Origin of the sequence: Cohnella abietis, assembly GCF_004295585.1 — a bacterium.
GTDB classification, from domain to species: Bacteria; Bacillota; Bacilli; order Paenibacillales; family Paenibacillaceae; genus Cohnella; species Cohnella abietis.
The window spans coordinates 4802233-4822986 of sequence record NZ_AP019400.1 but is presented as its reverse complement, the minus strand read 5'-3'; the positions used below and the strand labels follow the sequence as shown (position 1 = coordinate 4822986).

15 protein-coding genes and 2 tRNA genes are annotated in these 20754 nt (G+C 43.2%); 16 read left to right on the top strand and 1 reads right to left on the bottom strand.

The genetic code is table 11. From position 1 onward, the window contains the following. Positions 1–117: 117 nt before the first annotated feature. The 5 genes from polA to KCTCHS21_RS21220 all read left to right on the top strand — a co-directional run bounded on the left by polA (position 118) and on the right by KCTCHS21_RS21220 (position 5720). Positions 118–2778, top strand: coding sequence for a DNA polymerase I (gene polA / locus KCTCHS21_RS21240; RefSeq protein WP_130616634.1), 2661 nt, complete (start codon positions 118–120; stop codon positions 2776–2778). Positions 2779–2818: 40 nt separating this feature from the next. After that, positions 2819–3742: a DNA-formamidopyrimidine glycosylase gene (mutM, locus tag KCTCHS21_RS21235; protein ID WP_130616633.1), complete on the top strand. Its 924-nt coding sequence runs from the start codon at positions 2819–2821 to the stop codon at positions 3740–3742. A gap of 110 nt (positions 3743–3852) precedes the next feature. Continuing rightward, positions 3853–4545 carry a sporulation membrane protein YtaF gene (gene ytaF, locus KCTCHS21_RS21230; RefSeq protein ID WP_232057910.1) on the top strand — a complete coding sequence of 231 codons (693 nt, stop codon included), beginning with the start codon at positions 3853–3855 and terminating at the stop codon, positions 4543–4545. 12 nt (positions 4546–4557) lie between these two features. Next, the gene (coaE, locus tag KCTCHS21_RS21225) at positions 4558–5154 is read left to right on the top strand and encodes a dephospho-CoA kinase (protein ID WP_130613055.1); all 597 of its coding nucleotides are present in this window, start codon (positions 4558–4560) and stop codon (positions 5152–5154) included. Next, positions 5151–5720: a lytic transglycosylase domain-containing protein gene (locus tag KCTCHS21_RS21220; protein WP_130613051.1), complete on the top strand. Its 570-nt coding sequence runs from the start codon at positions 5151–5153 to the stop codon at positions 5718–5720. Before coaE ends, KCTCHS21_RS21220 begins: the two co-directional genes overlap by 4 nt. 98 nt (positions 5721–5818) lie before the next feature. Here the strand turns inward: KCTCHS21_RS21220 and KCTCHS21_RS21215 are convergent, their stop codons facing one another. Beyond that, the gene (locus tag KCTCHS21_RS21215; protein ID WP_130613048.1) at positions 5819–6037 is read right to left on the bottom strand and encodes an alpha/beta-type small acid-soluble spore protein; all 219 of its coding nucleotides are present in this window, start codon (positions 6035–6037) and stop codon (positions 5819–5821) included. Between the two features lie 112 nt (positions 6038–6149). Between KCTCHS21_RS21215 and nrdR the strand changes: the two genes are divergently transcribed. From nrdR to KCTCHS21_RS21160, 11 genes are all read left to right on the top strand, one after another. Further along, positions 6150–6611: a transcriptional regulator NrdR gene (nrdR, locus tag KCTCHS21_RS21210; protein WP_130613045.1), complete on the top strand. Its 462-nt coding sequence runs from the start codon at positions 6150–6152 to the stop codon at positions 6609–6611. A gap of 313 nt (positions 6612–6924) precedes the next feature. Beyond that, positions 6925–7000: transfer RNA gene (locus KCTCHS21_RS21205), tRNA-Ala, on the top strand. Positions 7001–7010: 10 nt separating this feature from the next. Next, positions 7011–7086: transfer RNA gene (locus tag KCTCHS21_RS21200), tRNA-Lys, on the top strand. A gap of 300 nt (positions 7087–7386) precedes the next feature. Next, on the top strand, positions 7387–8586 hold the full coding sequence (locus KCTCHS21_RS21195) for a DUF4825 domain-containing protein (protein WP_130613042.1): 1200 nt from the start codon (positions 7387–7389) through the stop codon (positions 8584–8586). Between the two features lie 210 nt (positions 8587–8796). Continuing rightward, the gene (locus KCTCHS21_RS21190) at positions 8797–11352 is read left to right on the top strand and encodes a winged helix-turn-helix domain-containing protein (protein ID WP_130613039.1); all 2556 of its coding nucleotides are present in this window, start codon (positions 8797–8799) and stop codon (positions 11350–11352) included. Between the two features lie 116 nt (positions 11353–11468). Continuing rightward, positions 11469–15323 (top strand): S-layer homology domain-containing protein, encoded by a 3855-nt coding sequence (locus KCTCHS21_RS21185; protein ID WP_130613036.1) that lies wholly within the window; start codon positions 11469–11471, stop codon positions 15321–15323. A gap of 126 nt (positions 15324–15449) precedes the next feature. Then, positions 15450–16298, top strand: coding sequence for a DMT family transporter (locus KCTCHS21_RS21180; protein ID WP_130613033.1), 849 nt, complete (start codon positions 15450–15452; stop codon positions 16296–16298). Positions 16299–16421: 123 nt separating this feature from the next. Further along, on the top strand, positions 16422–17060 hold the full coding sequence (locus KCTCHS21_RS21175) for an HD domain-containing protein (protein WP_130613030.1): 639 nt from the start codon (positions 16422–16424) through the stop codon (positions 17058–17060). 52 nt (positions 17061–17112) lie between these two features. Continuing rightward, the gene (locus KCTCHS21_RS21170) at positions 17113–17994 is read left to right on the top strand and encodes a LysR family transcriptional regulator (protein ID WP_130613027.1); all 882 of its coding nucleotides are present in this window, start codon (positions 17113–17115) and stop codon (positions 17992–17994) included. Positions 17995–18038: 44 nt separating this feature from the next. Next, positions 18039–18704, top strand: coding sequence for a cyclase family protein (locus tag KCTCHS21_RS21165; protein ID WP_130613024.1), 666 nt, complete (start codon positions 18039–18041; stop codon positions 18702–18704). Between the two features lie 102 nt (positions 18705–18806). Continuing rightward, positions 18807–20639 (top strand): UbiD family decarboxylase, encoded by a 1833-nt coding sequence (locus KCTCHS21_RS21160; RefSeq protein ID WP_130613020.1) that lies wholly within the window; start codon positions 18807–18809, stop codon positions 20637–20639. The last annotated feature ends 115 nt before the right edge of the window (positions 20640–20754 follow it).

Below are 20754 nucleotides of genomic sequence, written 5' to 3'. Positions count from 1 at the left end.
CTTTCTCCTTTCTTTATGAACTGGAAGATGACGGCAGGGTGCGGCACTAGTGCCAGTATGGTATGATTATCATATGAATAATGTCGGCGAGGTGGGCTCAGGGTCATGGGAAAAGAAATGGACAAGCTGGTCTTAATTGACGGAAACAGTATAATAAATCGTGCTTTTTATGCGTTGCCGCCTTTGACGAACAGCAGTGGGATTCATACGAACGCGGTACTTGGATTTACAACGATGCTGCTTAAAATATTAGAAGAAGAAAAGCCAAGTCATTTGCTCGTCGCCTTCGATGCAGGCAAGGTTACTTTTCGCCATGAGGGCTATGCAGAGTATAAGGGTGGACGCCAGAAGACACCTCCGGAGCTGTCTGAGCAATTTCCGCTTCTGAAGGAGCTTCTTCAAGCCTTTTCAATTTCGCAGTTTGAGCTTCCAGGCTATGAGGCGGACGATATTATCGGGACGATGTCTAGGCTTGCCGAAGAGCAAGGGAAATCCGCTATTGTCGTATCAGGGGATAAGGATATGCTTCAGCTTGCGACAGAGCAAGTAAGCGTGCTTATTACTCGTAAAGGTGTTAGCGAGGTAGAGCGCTACACTCCAGGGACGATTGGGGAGAAATACGGACTCAGTCCTAACCAGATTATTGACCTTAAAGGTCTTATGGGTGACGCGAGCGATAATATTCCGGGCGTACCCGGAGTTGGTGAGAAGACAGCCTTGAAGCTGCTGCAAGAATACGGAACGGTTGAAAATGTGTTGGAGCATGTCAGCGATATTAAAGGGAAGCTACGTGAAAATATCGAGGCTCATATGGATGATGCTCGGATGAGCAAGCAGCTTGCAACGATATTCCGCGAGGTTCCAGTTGAGCATTCCCTCGATGATGTGGCTTGGAAGGGCTACGACTCTGCTGCTCTTGCAGCGGCGTTTCGTAAGCTGGAGTTTAAGAACCTGGCCGAAAGATTGAACTTAGGTGAGGCGGATGAAGCGACAATAGCGGAGAGCGCTGAGACGGCCTCACATTATGAAGTAATAAGAGTTGATGCGGACGGATGGGATCGGTTAAACGCTGCGCTTCCGGAGGCAGAAGCTGTCTTAGTCGATTTTGTAGGAGATAATCCGCATCATGGTCAAGGCATGGGGATCGCAATTGTTGCGGGAACGAATTGTTATGTTGTTCCTTATGACTACCTCTCAAAGGCGGAAAGCGCAACTCTTACTGCATGGCTTGGGGACCCCGCCGCTAACAAGATCAGCTATGACCTGCATGGTGTAGAGCTAGTATTAGCTCGTTCAGGCATAGTGATGAAGGGACAGGCATTCGATGTACAGCTTGTCGCTTACTTGCTTGATCCAACTGAAGCAGACCCTTCTCTTCAAGGGCTGCTGCATCGTTATCATCTGGCTCCTATTCTGTCGGACGATGCTGTCTATGGCAAAGGTGCTAAATTCCATATCCCTGCAGGAGAAGAGCTTGCAAAGCACTTAGCAGCCAAAGTCGATGCGATTCGTAGGCTAAAGCCGCTTCTTGCGGAACAGCTTGAGCAGCTCGGTATGAATCATTTGTATTATGAGCTTGAGCAGCCATTGTCCAGCGTGTTAGCGGGAATGGAGAAGCAAGGGATATCCGTTAATGCTGCAGCATTACAGGATTTAGGGACGGAGTTCCAGCGTCGCATTGAAGAGATGACGAAAGCCATATACGATGCTGCAGGGTTTGAGTTTAATATAGGTTCACCTAAGCAATTAGGTGAGGTGTTATTCGACAGACTTGGGCTTCCCGTTATTAAAAAAACGAAAACAGGATACTCGACGGATGCGGAGGTGCTTGAGAGGCTAGAGCCGTATCATGACATCGTCCGGTTAATCTTGCACTATCGTCAGCTGACGAAGCTGCAATCAACTTATATAGAAGGCTTGCTGAAAGAAATTCGTCCGGAATCGGGTAAAATTCATACGTTCTATCGACAAACAATTGCGGCTACGGGAAGGCTATCGAGCCAATTCCCTAACCTACAGAATATTCCAATCCGTATGGAGGAAGGCCGTCAGATTCGCAAAGCCTTTGTCCCTTCTGAGCCGGGCTGGCATATTCTGGCGGCTGACTATTCGCAAATTGAGCTGCGCGTGCTCGCTCATATATCTGGCGATGATGGACTAAAGGAAGCATTTCTCAATGAGATGGATGTTCACACCAAAACAGCGATGGATGTATTCGGAGTCCAAGCCGAGCAAGTAGACAGCAATATGCGTCGACAGGCCAAAGCAGTAAACTTTGGTATTGTCTATGGCATTAGCAGCTACGGTCTTTCGCAGAATTTGGACATTTCACGTGACCAGGCTACAGCTTTTATCGAGCAATATTTTCAGGCGTTCCCGGGCGTTCGTCGTTATATGGATACGATTGTGGAGCAAGCCAAGAAGGATGGGTATGTGACAACTCTTCTAGAGCGTCGCCGTTATTTGCCAGAAATTCGTCATTCTAACTTTAATCTTCGATCCTTCGCCGAACGGACGGCTATGAATACACCGATACAGGGTACAGCCGCAGATATTATTAAGCTAGCGATGATGCGAATGGACGAAGCGCTTCGCGAACGTGGATTGCAAAGCCGTATGCTGCTACAGGTACACGATGAATTAGTATTCGAAGTGCCGGAAGAGGAATTGGAAATCATGAAAAAGCTAGTGCCTGAGGTTATGAAAAATGCATTAGTTCTTGATGTTCCACTATTGGCAGATGTTAGTGTGGGGAACAACTGGTACGAAGCGAAGTAACAAGGATGAGGCTACATCTAGAGAAAGGGGTAGAGACAATATGCCGGAATTGCCTGAGGTTGAAACGGTCCGCAGAACTTTAAGCCAGCTGATTACAGGTAAACAAATTGATCGGGTCACAGTAAGCTTGCCGCGAATTCTTCAGAAGCCGGACGATCCTTTAGTGTTCGCGGCTCAGCTTGAGGGTAGAACCTTTCAATCGGTTGAGCGTCGGGGTAAGTTTTTACGATTAGTTATGGATGGACTCGTCCTTGTTTCCCATCTTCGGATGGAGGGACGCTATGGGCTATTTGACTCAGAAACGTTGCCGGAGAAGCATACCCATGTTATTTTCCATTTTACCGATGGTACAGAATTACGTTATAAGGATGTTCGGCAGTTTGGAACAATGCATTTGTTTATGCCAGGAGAAGAATTACAAGCTCCTCCGCTGAATAAACTGGGATTGGAGCCTTTGGAAGAGGGGTTTACGCTGGAAGTGTTCCGGCGTGCACTCGGCAAACGGTCGACAAAGATCAAGCCGCTGTTGCTCAATCAAGAAGTCGTTGTTGGATTGGGTAACATTTACGTTGATGAAGCGCTGCATATGGCGGGTATTCATCCGGAGACGTCGGCCAACGAGTTAAAGCGGAAGGAGCAAGAGCTTCTCCATCTTGCGATCGTTGAGACTTTGTCGGCTGCTGTGGAAGCCGGAGGCTCCTCCATTAAATCCTATGTTAACGGTCAAGGTGAGATGGGGTTATTCCAGCATAGCTTGAAGGCTTATGGCAGAACAGGTGAGCCTTGTCTGAATTGCGGCAACCTCATAGAGAAATCAGTAGTAGGTGGTCGAGGTACTCATATTTGTCCAAAGTGCCAGAAGCAGCCACATAATAACATCAGCAAGAGTGATTCTAACAGCATGAATACGCTAAAACAACGTAACAATAAGGTCAAGGATCGGTTAGATGGTTTAGATAATTAGGCATTCGCCTATAAAATTGGGGCATTTAACCGCACCCGTGCATAGGATGAACAGAACCTGACTTCTGGTAACAACAGTTGGGTCAGCATCCATGCAGGGGGAAATTAGCTATGATGGCACCTGTCGCTTCGCTCGTATTACTTTCATTTGCAGTTAGTTTAGACGGCTTTGGTGTCGGTATTACGTATGGAGTTAGAAAAATTAAAATTCCAGTGTCGTCCATTCTTATTATATCGGCCTGCTCGGGTTTAATTATTTTGTTGTCGATGATGGTTGGTGTTGCGTTAACGGGCTGGATGTCTCCTGATGGGGCTTCTGCAGTTGGAGCGGTAATTCTAATCGGAATTGGCACAGTAGCTCTCATACAGTTTATCCGCAATGGAGGACGAGACGAGGCTAAGCAGTCAACTGCTCAAGATGTAGCTAGTGAAGAAGTCATAGTCATTGGGAATGAACCGGCTCCTGTTCTGAAGATGGAGCTTAAAGTGTTTGGATTCATTATTCAAATATTACGAACACCTTCGGCAGCAGATATGGATTTATCCGGTACGATAAGTGCGGGGGAAGCTTTTTTTCTTGGGACAGCTTTGTCTCTTGATGCTTTCGGAGCGGGAATAGGGGCTGCATTGGTAGGATTTCCACCATTACTTACGGCCATACTGATTGCAGCAGCTAGTGGTTTATTTCTCTGGTCAGGTACACGAGTAGGCTTCTGGGTATCAGGCTGGCGTTGGGTAAGACAGCTATCAATGCTACCGGGTATTATTCTAATCGTTATGGGAATATTCAAATTGTTAGTATAAGGAAGAGATCTAATGAATATAGGTTTAACGGGCGGTATAGCTACAGGAAAAAGCACGGTTGCCAAGTTATTGATCAAGCAAGGCGCCATATTAATAGATCTGGATGCGATAGCCCGGGAGGTCGTTGAGCCCGGGCAGCCTGCTTTGCTTGCTATTGCGGCACGGTTCGGACAAGCCGTTCTACAAGAGAATGGGTCACTTGATCGCAAGAAGCTAGGTACAATCGTATTCACGAATACGGCTGAGCGTAAAGCGCTTGAAGCGATAACCCACCCGGCAATTCGAGCTGTGATGAGAGACAGAATGGCATATCATGCAGAAAAATCTTCTAGCAAGCTGGTTGTCGTGGATGTCCCTCTATTGTATGAGTCGGGGTTGGAGTCTTATTTTGAGCAGATTATGGTTGTATACGTTCCTAGAACGGAACAGCTTCAGCGCCTAATTGAGCGGGACAAGCTAACGACAGATGAAGCACAAAGGCGATTAGACGCACAGATGGATATAGAGGAAAAAAGACTTCGGGCTGATATTCTCATCGACAATAGTGGCAGTCTCGTAAGCACTGAGCAGCAAATCGAGCGCTATTGGCGAGAAAAGGGGCTTGGATGACGAAAAGATTTAAGCGGAAAAGAGTGGTTTTGCCTCTAATTCTCATTATTCTTGGTATGCTCTTTGTGGAATCGGACTGGCTGGGACGCTGGATTTATCCGATTTCGTATAAGGAGGAGATCAAGCAAAGTGCAACGAAATATGAATTAGATCCTTTGTTAATTGCTGCTATTATAAGGGTGGAATCAAATTTTAAGCTAGATGCTGTTTCGCGCAAAGGGGCTATCGGCATTATGCAAATTATGCCAGCCACAGCGGAATGGATATTGAAGCAGGATGATTTCGGTAATATGATGGCTAGCAATGCCGGTAAGGAGGCAAATACCGGTATTAGTTTGGGGTCTTGGTATGTAAAGGATCTCAAACGCCAATTTGACGGTAAATTGATTGTTTCTCTCGCAGCATACAATGCAGGTCCTGGTAAAGTGCGGCAATGGCTGGAAAAAGGGGTCTGGAACGGTGAAGAACAAACTTTAAAGGATATTCCATACGGAGAGACTAGACATTACGTTCAACGTGTGATGTATTATTATAAGAAGTATCAGAAGGTTTATGGAACGCTGTAAAGAGTAGCTGACAATGTGTCCGAATATAAGGAAGAGGAAGCCTTGAAGCATAAGCTTCAAAGCTCCCCGGTATTTAGTGCCTTCAGATGGTTCTTGGTTTATTTGCCAGCAAGTTGTTGCTCAGCAATTTGTACCAAATGGCGGGTGATGTATCCACCGATAGAACCGTTTTCTTTAGTAGTCATGTTCCCCTGATATCCATCTTGTGGGATGGCGATACCAAGCTCTTGTGCTACTTCGTATTTCAGTTGGTTCAAACCTGCGTTTGCTTGGGGAACGAGCAATGTATTGCTGTTGTTGTTTTGTCCGGATGCCATTATTGTTCACCTCCTTGCGGTTGGTAACTGTATTATGTGCTTTATTTTTCTGTTCATGTAAGGGAAGGTTTGGAAATTAAAATAAAGCTGTGTAGGAGGCGACATCGACGCCATGAAATGTCCATATTGTGATTACAGTGGAACGAAGGTTTTAGATTCACGCCCGGCTAATGACAACAAGTCGATCCGCCGTCGCCGGGAATGTGAGAAGTGCAGCCGCAGATTTACTACGTTTGAGACTGTTGAGGAAACTCCGCTTATTGTCATTAAGAAGGATGGTAGCCGTGAGGAGTTTAGTCGGGACAAGGTATTGCGCGGATTGTTACGTGCATGTGAGAAGCGTCCAGTATCGGTAGGCCAGCTGGAGGTCATTGTCTCGGATGTGGAGCGGGAAGTCCGCAATACCGCTCAGGCAGAGGTAGAGAGCCGTATCATTGGCGAGCTATTGATGGAGCATATTTATACAGTTGATGAGGTGGCCTATGTCCGCTTTGCTTCGGTATATCGGCATTTCAAAGACATCAACATGTTCCTTAAGGAATTAAATGGGCTTATGAATAAGCACGGGATTTGATGATGAGCTTGGAAATGCTAGGTGAAAGTAGAATCCGGACATGCTGCTTGAAAGTAGAGTCCGGAGTGCTGGTTGAGCCTGGAGAGTTTGGATTGCTGGACGGAAACAGAGTATGGAATGGTTGGTTGACGTGCAGAGTGTGAAATGTTGAATGGGAAAAAAGTTCGGAAAGTTTATACGTTTGTCCTGCAAATATAAGTATGTAAAAATAATGTGTATTCACCCATTGACATCTTTGTCCCTTCCATGATAGAATAATTTCTGTTGTCTTACATGGAAGTCTACATGAAAGCATCAGGTATATTATGGTCCCGGGCCCTTAGCTCAGCTGGGAGAGCGCTTCGCTGGCAGCGAAGAGGTCAGCGGTTCGATCCCGCTAGGGTCCACCAATTATAATTTGGGTTCTTAGCTCAGTTGGTAGAGCAGTTGACTCTTAATCATCTGGTCGAGGGTTCGAGTCCCTCAGAACCCACCAGTCTTAAATTCCCAAGCGGCAGCGATGCCGCTTTTTTGTTTGTTTCATCCTCGTTTCTCGAAATATTTGTACATCCACTACACCAGCGACGAATATACCTCTGTTGCTCGAAAATAAACTCAAACCACCAGCGCTAAAATTAGCTAATAGAGGATGGAGCGGCTATTCCTAAAACCCGCTTAATTTCATTAATTTAACATATATTACTTGGTTTTATAGACACATGGAGTGGAAAATATGTAAACTAGAATTAGTTTGTATTAGTTGTCTGGAGCGACAAGTGAGGAGTAACTAATAGCTATGAAGAAATCACACAAAAAAAATAGAATGATTATAGTGGCTTCCGTTGTGCTTGTTCTTGTTGTTGGTTGTGGAGTGTTGCTTGCAAACGGCGGATTTACTATATTTGGCGATAAGACAGCTACTGAGAACACATATACTAAAACATACGCCGGTTATAATCTAGATAAAATGGCAATGAACAGAACCTCTTATGTAGGCAATGCTTCTAAAGTGTCACACCTTGTTATGCAATTACCTGAGCCAGATAGCTATTATAAACAGCAATATATCCATCTACAAACCGAACAGAAGCCTTATGGCCTAACAGTGTTCTATGAGCCTACAGCAACCGAAGCTAGTAATAGCCTGTCTCGACCAGATCATCAGCAGAATTTAGAGCTAGCAAATATTAACTATAAAAACGCACTTGTACTATTCGCGATGATCGATAATGTGGATGAGATTTCATTTGCTTTTCGAAATACGTCTTCGACAGGTCAACTGGATCAGTCTGCATATGATATTCAACTTCAGTATCTTCGATCCGATATCGCTAAACAATTGGATATAACTATGCTCAGTAAAAATGTTGAACAGCTTGGTAAACTACTTGAGAATTGGAAACCAGTAGCTGTAGGGAGTGAGTCGGCAGGTAGCCATCCCGAGCCAGCCATAGAGGTAGCAGAAACATCTCCTGATCCGGATCAACTAAATGAGCAGATCGTGAACCATGCTAATGAAATATCACCAGATGGCAAATTCCTTATTGAAGCTTTCGGAGAAAACAGCAATGTTTCTTCTGGGGGGAATAATCCAGCGGAAGGTATACGGCTTCTGGATGTAGCTTCGCAAAAAGTACTATGGTCGATGACGCCAGGCTACTATCTTCAGTCCTTCTTGTGGTCCCCAGACAGCCGATATGTGACCGTTTCATATATGGCACGAGCTTGGGGCGGAACACTGGTGGTGGATACTCAAGATCAATCCGAAATTACTCTGCCGAGCTTACAAGAATTACGTGAAAATTGGAACGGGGAGACGACTGAAAATGGAATGCGTTCTGATCCGTATTTTAAAGCGGTGGAATGGTTGGATAGCAATCAATTAAGTGTATCTTTTGAGTGGACGGGTGCTAATGACCTGTATTACAGTGGAAAATATCTATATGACGTCACGTTACGTAAACTACTTAATATCGAGAAGAATGAAATTAAGTAGTAAAGCTTATTTCAGTAAAATAATACAATTATGGAAACGGTTTCGAGTTGTGTGAACATATGAGCTGATAGGAAGCCATTTATGCAATATCATAGTAGAAAACTAGTGTCCTTCGGTTTTTTAATACTGTCTAATCTGATATAATTTGAGAACAAAACACTAAAAATTATATATTCCGCCGATGGCTAATGTATATACGGAGGGATTACATTGATAGTAAGTACGAAGCTACTTATCCCTTATGTGAGCAACCCTTTGGTAGCCCGACCGAGGCTGATGCGTAAGCTTAATGAAGGGATGAAAACTAAGCTTACGCTTGTTTCCGCACAGGCTGGTTACGGGAAAACAACAGCATTAAGTGAATGGGTGAAGCAAAGCCATACGCAGATGGCATGGGTATCACTAGATAAGCAGGACAATGATTGGGTCCAGTTTTGGAGATATGTAATCGCTGCGATTCAAGAGAGAATTCCGGGCTTTGGTGCCACGATAAGATTCGAGCTTGAGAAGGGCTCTTCACTTCCTTTGAGGTCTATTATTGCAGCCTTCTTGAATGAGCTTAATCGATTAAATAGTGAGTTAGTTATCATACTCGATGATTACCACGTCATTGAGCTCCCCGAAATCCACGATTCATTAATTTATCTTCTTGATCATTTGCCTTCCCATATTCATCTATACATTGCAAGTCGCACTGATTTGATGTTCCCGACTGCGAGACTTCTGGCAAAAGGTGAATTACATACGATTATTATGCAGGATTTGCGTTTTCAGCTGGATGAAGGACTTGTCTTTTTTCGTGAAACGACCGATTTATTACTATCCGAAGAGCAAGTTGCTGATCTATTCCATCAAACTGAGGGCTGGATTAGTGGTTTAAAGCTGGCGGCGATTTCTCTTAAACGAAGTGTGAATATAGGCGAGTCCATTCAGCAATTCAATGGTCAGCAGCATCATATATCCGATTACTTGCTGGAAGAAGTATTTCATCATCAACCGGAGCCCATTCGCGATTTTTTATTGGAAACTTCTATTCTAACTCGAATGAATCATTCCTTATGCCAAGCCGTAACAGGACAGTTGAACTGTCAGGAACAACTAGAAAGGCTTGAGCAATTAAATTTGTTTGTTATCCCTTTAGATCATAATAGGGAGTGGTATAGATATCATCATTTGCTTTCTGATTTTCTACAAGCCATATTGTTCAGAGTATATCCGGATAAGTGGAGGCAGGCCCATACTCGAGCGGCAATTTGGATGGAGAATAATGGATTTGACGAAGAGGCAGTGGAGCATTATTTAGAGGCCAAACAGGATGCGGATGTCGTTCGGTTGATTGAGAAAAACTTGAACACTCTGATGCAATCGAAAACGATTAAGTTAATTAGATGGGTATCTGCTTTGCCAGAAAATTCTTTCGCGGATAAGCCGATGCTAGAATTGCTTTATATTTCTTTGTTGCTGGGTGTCGGAAAATGGGAAAAAGCTTTTAGTAGGGTAGAGCATGCCGAAATCTGCTTCCAAGCTCTGCAAGGGAAAATAACGGATGTAGAGTGGAATCAGATTATGGGAAATCTATACTTTTTCCGAACGATTACGACGTATTTGCAAAAAGATTTGGAGCGAACATCTGAATATCTCGAGTTAGTAGATAGATATATGCCCGAAGGCAGCTTCTTTCAAACGATGGGACGCAACAGATATCAAGGGTATGATTCGTTCGATGACCATCTGGCATTTATTAACGATCTTCATGGGGCTAATGAGTTCCTAATGAAATGGATTAATATTATGTCAAGTAAGCAGGATTATCCTTTTTTCGGAAGCTTGTGTGCTTCCTATAGTAAACTACTATACGAATGGAATCGGTTGGAAGAGGCAGAAATGTGTGTGGGGCAGGTGCTCGGACGGCAGGATATACAGCCCTTCGCGAGAATTCTGATGCCCATTGCCATAAGTGCTTCAAGAATTCAACAAGCTAAAGGAAATCCCGATCAGGCTTCCAAACTTCTCACAGAGCTGAAGCTCCAGATTGACTCCCCTGATCATTCTTCATTTATGTTACATATTGAAGCAGAGCAGGCTTGTTTATCGCTGCGGCAAGGCAACGTTCAAGGTGCACGGGATTGGCTGCAAAGCTGCGGTCTGTCGCATACGGATGAGGTTTCTCTCTACCATATGGCAGAATATCTTTCGTTAGCAAGGGTGCTTTCGGCGGTTGAACGTACAGAAGAAGCGATGTATTTGCTAGAAAGGTTATATCTGTTGTTGAGCAAGGAGGATCGTCTCCGTGATCAAATTAAGGTATTGATTTTGCAAAGTATGACGCTACAGCGTGCTGGTCAAATAGAGACTGCACTTGGTCCAATAGAGCTGGCCTTACAATTGGCAGAACCACAGGGTTATATACGTAGCTTTATTGACGAAGGTCCATTAATGGCGGAGATATTAACAGCGTATTTAGTAAGTCAGCAGGATAAGCCATTAAGCATTAGCCCATCGGTATCTTTGGCTTATGTGAGGAAATTGCTACTGGAACTGAATGTCGCTCCGAATGAAGGACTAATTCCTAAAGAAATGTTAACGGAGAAAGAAGCGACGGTCTTACTATTAATCGCAAGTGGATTATCGAACAAGGAAATTGCGAGTGATATGAATATCACCGGTGAAACTGTAAAGTCACATATTAAAAATGTGTATAGGAAGCTTAAAGTGAGCAATCGTGTACAAGTGATACAACGCAGCAAAGAGTTGAATATCCTCTAAATTTGAGGTCTCGTCCCCCCCATTTGGGGGATTTTTTTATTTGGATATATACCGTAGTATTAAAAACATTGTCGAAAGCTCGAAAATAGAATGATAATCTTTGGAGGCAACACACAATGAATAGAAGTTTTTTAAGAGCGATATATGGTTTGTTAATTATTGCTTTGTTGATGAGTACCATTTCCATTAACTTCTCAACAAAAGCCTATGCATCAGTTTCATCCGATGGTATTCATGAAGTTTATACAAGTGGTGAATTTAGATTACCTGCTTCTGTAGAGTTTAATTCCCCTGGAGCAGTTGCGATAGACTCTAAAGGAAATGTATATGTGGCGGATACATCAAATCATCGTATCCTAAAGCTTGATTCTAAAGGTACCTATCTCACCCAGTGGGGAGGGTTGGGGAGCAGTAAGGGGAAATTCAATTATGCTCAAGGAATCGCAGTAGACAAAAGCGATAACGTATATGTAACAGATATGCTAAATAATCGTATTCAGAAGTTTGATTCCAGAGGGACTTACCTCGCACAAATTGGTACAGCGGGCACCGGAAAGGGCCAGTTCAGCAGACCAGCAGGAATTACGTTAGACAGCAAGGGTAACCTATATGTAGTGGATAGTGGCAACCATCGAGTTCAAAAGCTAGATACTGACGGCTCTTGGACAGTATGGGGAAAAGAAACAAATAGTGTTCCTGCCAGTGGAAATGGTAACGGGGAGTTTTATTTTCCAACAGGAATTATTGTAGATGAGATCAACGAAAGCGTGTATGTCGCGGATACTTCTAATCACCGTATTCAGAAGCTTTCTTCTAATTCTTGGACAGTGATCGGGAGTAAGGGTACCACAGATGGGAAGTTCGATTCTCCCTCAGGAGTTGCATTAGATAGCGAAGGCAACTTGTACGTGGTTGAAAAGAAAAACCATCGAATTCAGAAGCTTGATACTCTAGGTAATTGGACAGTATTTGCGGGGAAAACGAGTGAAAAAGAAGCTCCTATTAAGGGGGGCGAGCTAGGACAGTTCTCAGACCCTGGGGGAATTGCCGTTGATAGCAAAGATAATGTGTATGTGGCAGATACCTTCAATCACCGAATTCAGAGGCTTGATTCAAAGGATAGTTCTTGGATTTCATGGGGGAAATATGGAGCTGCTACAATAAATTCAGAGTCAAGTACAGTAGTTAGCGATGGTAACGTGTATGTGGCAGATAAATCTAAAAATCAAATTTTAAAATTTGACACAAGCGGTAATGTTCTCGATCAATGGGGAAGTAAGGGCAACGCTGTTGGACAGTTCTCAAGTCCTGAAGGAATTGCAGTGGATAGTAGCAGTAACATTTATGTTGCGGATACGGGTAACAAGCGAATTCAGAAGCGTAACCCCGAAGGCACTTGGGTAGTGTGGGGTAATATGGGGAGTGGAAATGGGACTTTATCAAAACCTTCAGGTATTGCATTAGATAGCAAAGGCGACGTGTATGTGACAGATAAGTCTAACAACCAAGTCGTGAAGTTTGATTCGAACGGTACTTATGTTACAAAATGGGGGAGTATGGGCAAGGGGATTGGACAATTCACCAACCCTATAGGAATTGCCGTAGACAGAAATGGTAATGTATATGTAGTAGATAGTGGTAACCATCGTATTCAGAAGTTTGATTCAAATGGTGGATCCGGCACTGCATGGGGGAAGACTACGAGTAAGGGGCTTCCAGAGGCGGGTACGTCCAATGGGCAATTTTATAATCCTACAGGAATTGCTACAGATCATGCGAATAACATTTATGTAGCGGATTATGACAATAACCGAATCCAGGTGCTTGATTCAAGCGGCACTTATCTCACACAATGGGGGAGCGGAGATGACGGGGATGTTCGGTTTTTTGTTCCTAACGCAATCACAGTAGACAATAGTGGGGAATTGTATGTAATAGATGCGAGTGGAAAAACAGTTAGGAAATTTATTTTTAATAATAACACGATGGTAAGCGAATTAACGATTTCCGATGGAATGTTAAATCCGTCATTTACGTCTAGCTATACAGGTCCCTATGAGGCATCTGTAGCTGCAAGTGTATATGAATTAAAGGTCACTCCGACATTGTTAGATCCGATGGCGACAGTGAATGTAACTGTTGAATCAGGAAAAAGTGTTTCGAGCTCTGTATACAATAACGTAGCTTCCTACAACGTTCCTTTGGACACAGGTTCAAATCTAATTTCTGTTACCGTGACAGCAAGTGATAGAGTGACAAAGAAAAGCTATACGATAGATGTCACAAGAATCAGTAATAATGCGCTATTATCCGATCTGGCTATTGAAGAAGGAAAAGGCTTGTTATCACCGGCGTTCTTACCAACCGAGCCTAATTATTCGGTAGATGTGTCTAACACAATTGAAAATCTTCATTTTTCCTTTTCCAAGGCAGATTCAAAAGGAACGGTTACAGTTACAGGTGCGGTTTATCGTTCAGTAACGGATACGGTATATGCCTATGAAGCTACCGACTTAAACATCGGGCCTAATCAGATTCAGATTGTTGTGACAGCTCAGGATGGCACGGTTAATCCGTATAATCTCACAGTAAATCGTGCACCAGCACCAAGTAGTAATGCAGACTTGAGTGATCTGATATTGTCGAGCGGTGTGCTAAGTCCAGAATTCGCATCTGGGACTATAGCCTATACATCCAGTGTAGCTAATGCTGTGCAGAGCATAGCTATAACGGCGAATGTGTCCGATAGTAACGCGAAGATGACCGTGAACGGAAACGCGGTTATAAGTGGTCAACCGTATGGAGATATCGGTCTAAATGTGGGAAGTAATTTGATTACTATCGTAGTGACCGCACAGGACAACACGACGAAGACATACTTAGTTACTGTAGACCGTGCATCTTATCCTGGAACAGGCAGCGGCTCAATACCTAATGAGAAAGTGATCTCAACGAACGGTCAATTAACGCTTCCTACGGGTACGCCAGGTGAGGTTAGTCTGGGAGATGCAATCAAGCTCTCAATTCCTTCTAGTGTTGTAGATAAAGAATTGAAATTAACAATAGAAAAAGTGTTAGATTCACAAAAGCTACTAACGAATAAAGAGGTTTTGGCGAGTCCTGTATATGAGATTCTGAAGAACTCGTCGGAAAACTTCAGTAAACCGGTGACGCTGACTTTATCATTCGACCCTTCTAGCTTGAAGAGCAACCAATCGGTAGGTATTTTCTATTATGAGGAAGGAAAGAAAGAATGGAAGGGAGTCGCTGGCGGCGAGATTATAGGAAATTTTATTACTGCGAATGTTAGCCACGTTGGAAAATTTGTAGTACTCGTAGTTGATCAAGCCACAGGAATTCCAATACTGGACAAAACAACTGAACCAACAACTGAACCAACGACTGCACCAACGATCGAACCAACGATTGAAGTTAAGCTTAGCGATATTTCAGGACATTGGGCGGAGGCAGCTATTAAGCAAGCGGTCATTAGCGGCTTTGTCAAAGGATATCCCGATGGTACTTTTAAGCCTAGTAAGACTGTGACTCGTGCAGAATTCACTGTTATGCTGATGAATGCCCTGAAGCTACAAGGAGCGGGTCCAGAGCTAATCTTCACAGATACCGCGAAGATAGGAGCTTGGGCACAGAAGGCGGTCGCACAGGCGGTACAAGCAGGAATTATTAAAGGCTATAATGACGGAAGCTTCCGTCCAGATGCACAAATTACACGTGCAGAGATGGCATTAATAGTTGCAAAAGCTTTGGGCCAATCTATTAAAGCTATTGCCTCAACAAGCTTCGCAGATGACAAGGATATACCTGTATGGGCGAAAGACAGTGTTGCTGTTGTGAAGGAAGCAGGCATTGTGCAAGGAAAAGGGAATAATGAATTCGCCCCTCAGGAGCATGCCACAAGAGCTGAAGCTATAACAATTTTGCTCAATATGCTTGCTCAGATGAGTAAGTAATATACGAATAATCGCCAAACAAGCTTAGAGGGTCTACGGACTTTCTAAGCTTGTTTTCTCTTAAGTCGTTCGCACATATGGTAAAATGTTGAATTAATTGATTCCAAGTAGGAAGGTCGCGAGGGAATGTTTAACGTAGCCATTTTACTCGTTATTGGTTCGGGATTCCTGCATTCGGTCTGGAACCTTTATACGAAGAGAAGCATAAATAAAAATGTTTTTCTTTGGTTTTGCCAATTGGTAGCTGTTTTCGTCTTTCTTCCATGGACTATTGTACAGTGGGAGGGAGTCCATATTCTAAGTACAGGAGGATGGATAATTGTTGCATCCATGCTTCTACATGGTTTGTACGTCATTTTACTCGCGAAAACGTATTCGATAGGTGATTTATCGCAGGTATATCCCATTATGAGAGGAACCAGTCCTTTATTAGTTCCATTGCTTGGAGTGACATTACTTAATGAAAAGCTATCAGTATTAGGCTGGATAGGTGTGCTCTTTATTGTTATAGGAATTGTGCTAATAAGTAACATTACATTCAACCGCACCGAATCATCAACACTGAGAGTACCGTTACTGGCTTTGGCAGTAGGGGTATGTATAGCGAGCTACATTGTTGTGGATAAGGTTGCCTTGAGCTACTATCCAGCTGTCGTAATAAATGAAGCAACAAATATAGGAAATCTATTTGTGCTTTCATGGGCGACTTTTAATTCCAAAGCTATACGAACAGAGCTGCGTGTAAATTGGAGGATCATTCTGTTAGGTGGAATTATCGCACCTGCAAGCTACCTGCTGTTCTTATATGCCGCGTCTCTCGCACCATTAGCACAGCTTGCTCCTATGAGGGAGATAGGAACAGTATTTGGTACGATCATGGGAATATTTATTTTGCGAGAAAAGCAAGGCAGAAGACGTCTAATTACATCAATTTTAATTACTACGGGAGTCATACTGTTGGGAATATGGGGCTAATAAATCCTCATCTTTCAATCATGTGTATTATCTATCATTATTATAGAAACGATGATATTGATGAATCGTTAGTGGGCCAATATACTTTAAGAGCATTAACCTACTAAGAGGAGGACACTTATTATGTCAATTTCGATTGCAGATATTAAAATCCCGGATAGTAAGCTAGCTGTTGGAGCTGCTGAGTTACTTCGTGAGCATGGTGATGCTTTATTATGGAATCATTCCCACCGCGTTTATTTGTTTGGCGCTCTTCAGGGCGAGAACGCAGGGGTGAAATTCGATTCAGAGCTGCTTTATATTAGTGCACTGTTTCACGACTTGGGGCTTACTAAGAAATACAGCAGTCCTGATAAACGTTTTGAAGTAGATGGGGCGAATGCAGCACGCAGCTATCTTCAACAGCATGGTGTTCCGGATCAGTCTATTCGATTAGTATGGGATGCAATCGCACTGCATACGACCATCGGGGTTGCTCAGTATAAAGAGCCCGAGGTGGCGCTAATCTATTCTGGCGTAGGCTATGATGTGATGGGTGAAAATTTTGACAGCATTTCGGAAGAGATTCGTGAGAAGGTGGTCGGTGCCTTTCCGCGAGATAATTTCAAAAACCGGATATTACCCGCATTCCTTGAAGGCTTTAAGCATAAGCCGGAAACGACCTTCGGTAATATTAAAGCTGATGTTTGTGGGCTTCTTCTTCCGGGGTTCAAACCAACAAATTTCTGTGATTGCGTATTACATTCACCGTGGAAAGAGTAGTGTAATAATTGGGGCGTTATGTTCAATATAATAATGTCTCCCGGAGGTTAACATGGAAATACGGCAATTGGAATATTTTATGGCGATCTGCAAGAGACTTAATTTCACTCGGGCTTCAGAGGATTTAGGCGTAACTCAACCTACTTTAAGCCATCAAATAAAAGCATTAGAGGACGAAGTAGGCACGTTGTTATTTGACCGCATAGGAAAGAAAATAGCGATAACAGAAGCAGGATTTATTTTGCTAAAGCATTCCCATAACATATTTAACAGTCTAGCTGGTGCCAAAGAAGAAATTCAAGAGCTCAGAAAAATAAAGCAAGGCAGTCTTTCGATAGGAGCTTTAACTGGGGAACTAACGCAATTGGTAACTAAATTACTTTTGGATTTTCACCAAAGCTATCCTCAAATCAAGCTTACCGTTATCGGAGCTGATGATCTTATTGAACGTATCCTTCAGAATGAAATTGACTTCGCCTTAACCATTCTCCCTGTTCATGATGAAAGATTAACAACAGTGCCTTTATACGAGGAGGAGCTTTACTTGGCTGTTTCAAGTAAGCACCCGATGGCTCATAAACAATCTGTCCATCTAGATGAAATCGTTACTTTGCCGCTCATCTTATTTCCCAAGCATTATAAGTGTCGCCAGCAAATTGAAGCAGCCTGCCTATTGAAAGAAATGAGCTTACAACCACTCATTGAGACGGATTCTCCAGAAACGATTATTCATTTGATAGAAAATGGAGCGGGGGCATCAGTTCTTTCGAAAACTCTTCTAAATATGTATAATAATGCAAGAATTAAAATGATTAGGATTGAAAATCCCGCAATAAATAGACAAATCGGTCTAGTTTATCATAAGGAAAAATATATGGGATTCGCTGCACGTGAATTTATGAATTTATTGAAAAATACGACCAAGGATGAGTAAGCTCTTTTCTTGTTTTTAATTTATATAGGAGAGGAAGCTGATTTATGGAGAAAATCTATATTGATTTAAGTCACATCATTGAGGATGGATTAGTTACTTATAAGGGACTACCTGCTCCGATTATTTGCGACTATTTAAGTAGAGAAGCTTCTAAAGACATTTACGAAGAGGGAACGGAGTTTCAAATTGGAAAGATAGAAATGGTCTCGAATACAGGAACTTATATTGATACTCCGTTCCATAGATACCACGATGGCAAGGATCTTTCAGAGATGGAGCTTAAATCATTTGCGGGCATAGATGCCGTTGTAGTGAACATCGAGGATAAGACGATTAAAGCGATTGATAAGACATTTTTCTATAACACGGAGTTAAAAGGTAAAGCGGTATTGGTTCATACAGGCTGGGATCAACATTGGAATACAGAGCAGTATGCGACTGATCATCCGTATCTGACGGAAGATGCCGCACAATATTTATTAGAGCAGCGGGTCGCATTAGTTGGGATAGACTCCATGAATATTGATAGTACGAAGGGGAAAACACGGCCCGTACATTCTATTTTGCTACATGCAGAAATTCCTATCGTCGAGCACCTATGTCATTTAGAACAATTGCCACAAAAGCCTTTTTTATTTTACGCTGTCCCCCCGAAGATAAAGAAGATGGGAACTTTCCCAGTAAGGGCGTTCGCAGAGCTTATCGTTTGACATTTACCTTACATTTGTTTTAACTTTAATCAAAGCAGACTCCGCACATAGGAGAGATTAGCTATTCATCAATCCTATTTAGGAGAGATTGGAGTCATTCGAATGTATCGTAATTTAGAAGAGTGTGTAATAGATTTAGAGAATAATGGACATTTGGTTCGTATCCATGAAGAGGTTGACCCGTATCTTGAAATGGCTGCCATTCATATGAAGGTTTTTGAGGCTGGCGGCCCTGCGTTGCTATTTGAAAATGTAAAGGGTTCGAAATTCAGAGCCGTATCTAACCTGTTTGGCACAGTGGAGCGCAGCAAGTTTATTTTCAGGCACACGTGGGAATCGGTTCAGAGCGTAATGGCTTTGCGTAACGATCCAATGAAAGCATTGAAGAATCCATTTAAGTATGCCGGTACCGGGCTGGCGGCGTGGAAAGCTCTTCCGCTTAAAAAATCGGATAGCTTACCGGTTGCCACACAGGAAATTCAAATATCAGATCTTCCGCTCATTCAAAGCTGGCCGATGGATGGCGGTGCTTTTGTTACTTTGCCGCAGGTGTACACGGAAGATTCGGACAAGCCCGGAATTATGAATTCCAATCTAGGTATGTATCGCATTCAGCTTAACGGCAATGAGTACGAAACGAATAAAGAAATTGGCGTACATTATCAGATTCATCGAGGCATTGGCGTTCATCAGGACAAAACGAATAAATTAGGTGTCCCACTCAAAGTGAGCTGTTTTGTAGGTGGCCCCCCTGCACATACCTTGTCTGCTGTAATGCCCTTGCCGGAAGGGATGAGCGAGCTCACCTTTGCGGGGTTATTGTCAGGACGACGTTTTCACTATAGCTATAAGGATGGATTCTGCATTAGTAACGATGCTGATTTCGTAATAACAGGAGAAATCCATCAGGGAGAAACTAAGCCGGAGGGTCCTTTTGGTGACCATTTGGGCTATTATAGCCTTACCCATCCTTTTCCGCTAATGAAGGTTCATAAGGTGTATGCTAAGCCTAATGCGATATGGCCATTTACTGTTGTAGGTCGACCGCCGCAAGAAGATACGGCATTCGGTGCACTCATTCATGAGCTTACTGGGGACGCGATAAAAAAAGAAATACCTGGTGTAAAAGAAGTGCATGCAGTAGATGCTGCTGGTGTGCATCCTTTGCTCTTTGCTATTGGTAGTGAGCGTTATACTCCATACCAGCAGGTCAAGCAGCCTACAGAGATTCTCACCATAGCTAATCGAATTCTGGGAACAGGACAGCTGAGCTTGGCGAAATATCTATTCATTACTGCTGAAGAGCATCAGCCCATAAGCGCCCATCATGAAGCGGACTTCTTAATGTATATTCTGGAGCGTATTGACCTCCGACGGGACCTTCATTTCCAAACGAATACGACCATTGACACTCTTGATTATTCAGGAACAGGATTGAATAGCGGTAGCAAGGTTGTTTTCGCAGCATACGGGGATAAGAAGAGGGAGCTATGCCGTGAAGTGCCCGATGGTTTAAGACAATTACGAGGATTTGAAAATGCACGTTTAGTCATTCCGGGTATTGTGGCCATCCAAGGCTCTAAATTTACTACTTATGCGGAAGCACAGCAACAATTGCAAAGCTTAAGTGGCGCTATTCAAGAAAAGGGTGAACTACCTTCATGTCCGCTCATTATATTGTGTGATGATAGTACCTTTATGAGTGAGACTATTAACAATTTCCTTTGGGCTACTTTCACTCGCAGCAACCCATCCCATGATATTTATGGCGTGAACAGTGGTTACGAGAACAAGCATTGGGCATGTGACAACGTTATTATAGATGCCCGTGTTAAACCTCATCAAGCACCACCGTTAGTTCCTGACCCAACTGTCGCGAAAAACATTGAGCGATTATTCGTTAAAGGAGCTAGCTTAGGCGGCTTAAAGGTATAATGAAGATCGATTGAGTATTGAATGATAGCAGAACGGTGGCAGAGAAAGATATGCCGCCTTTTTTGCGTTTGCTTATAAGTCAGCCTCAACTTAAATGGGGGAATAGAGCGGGTAA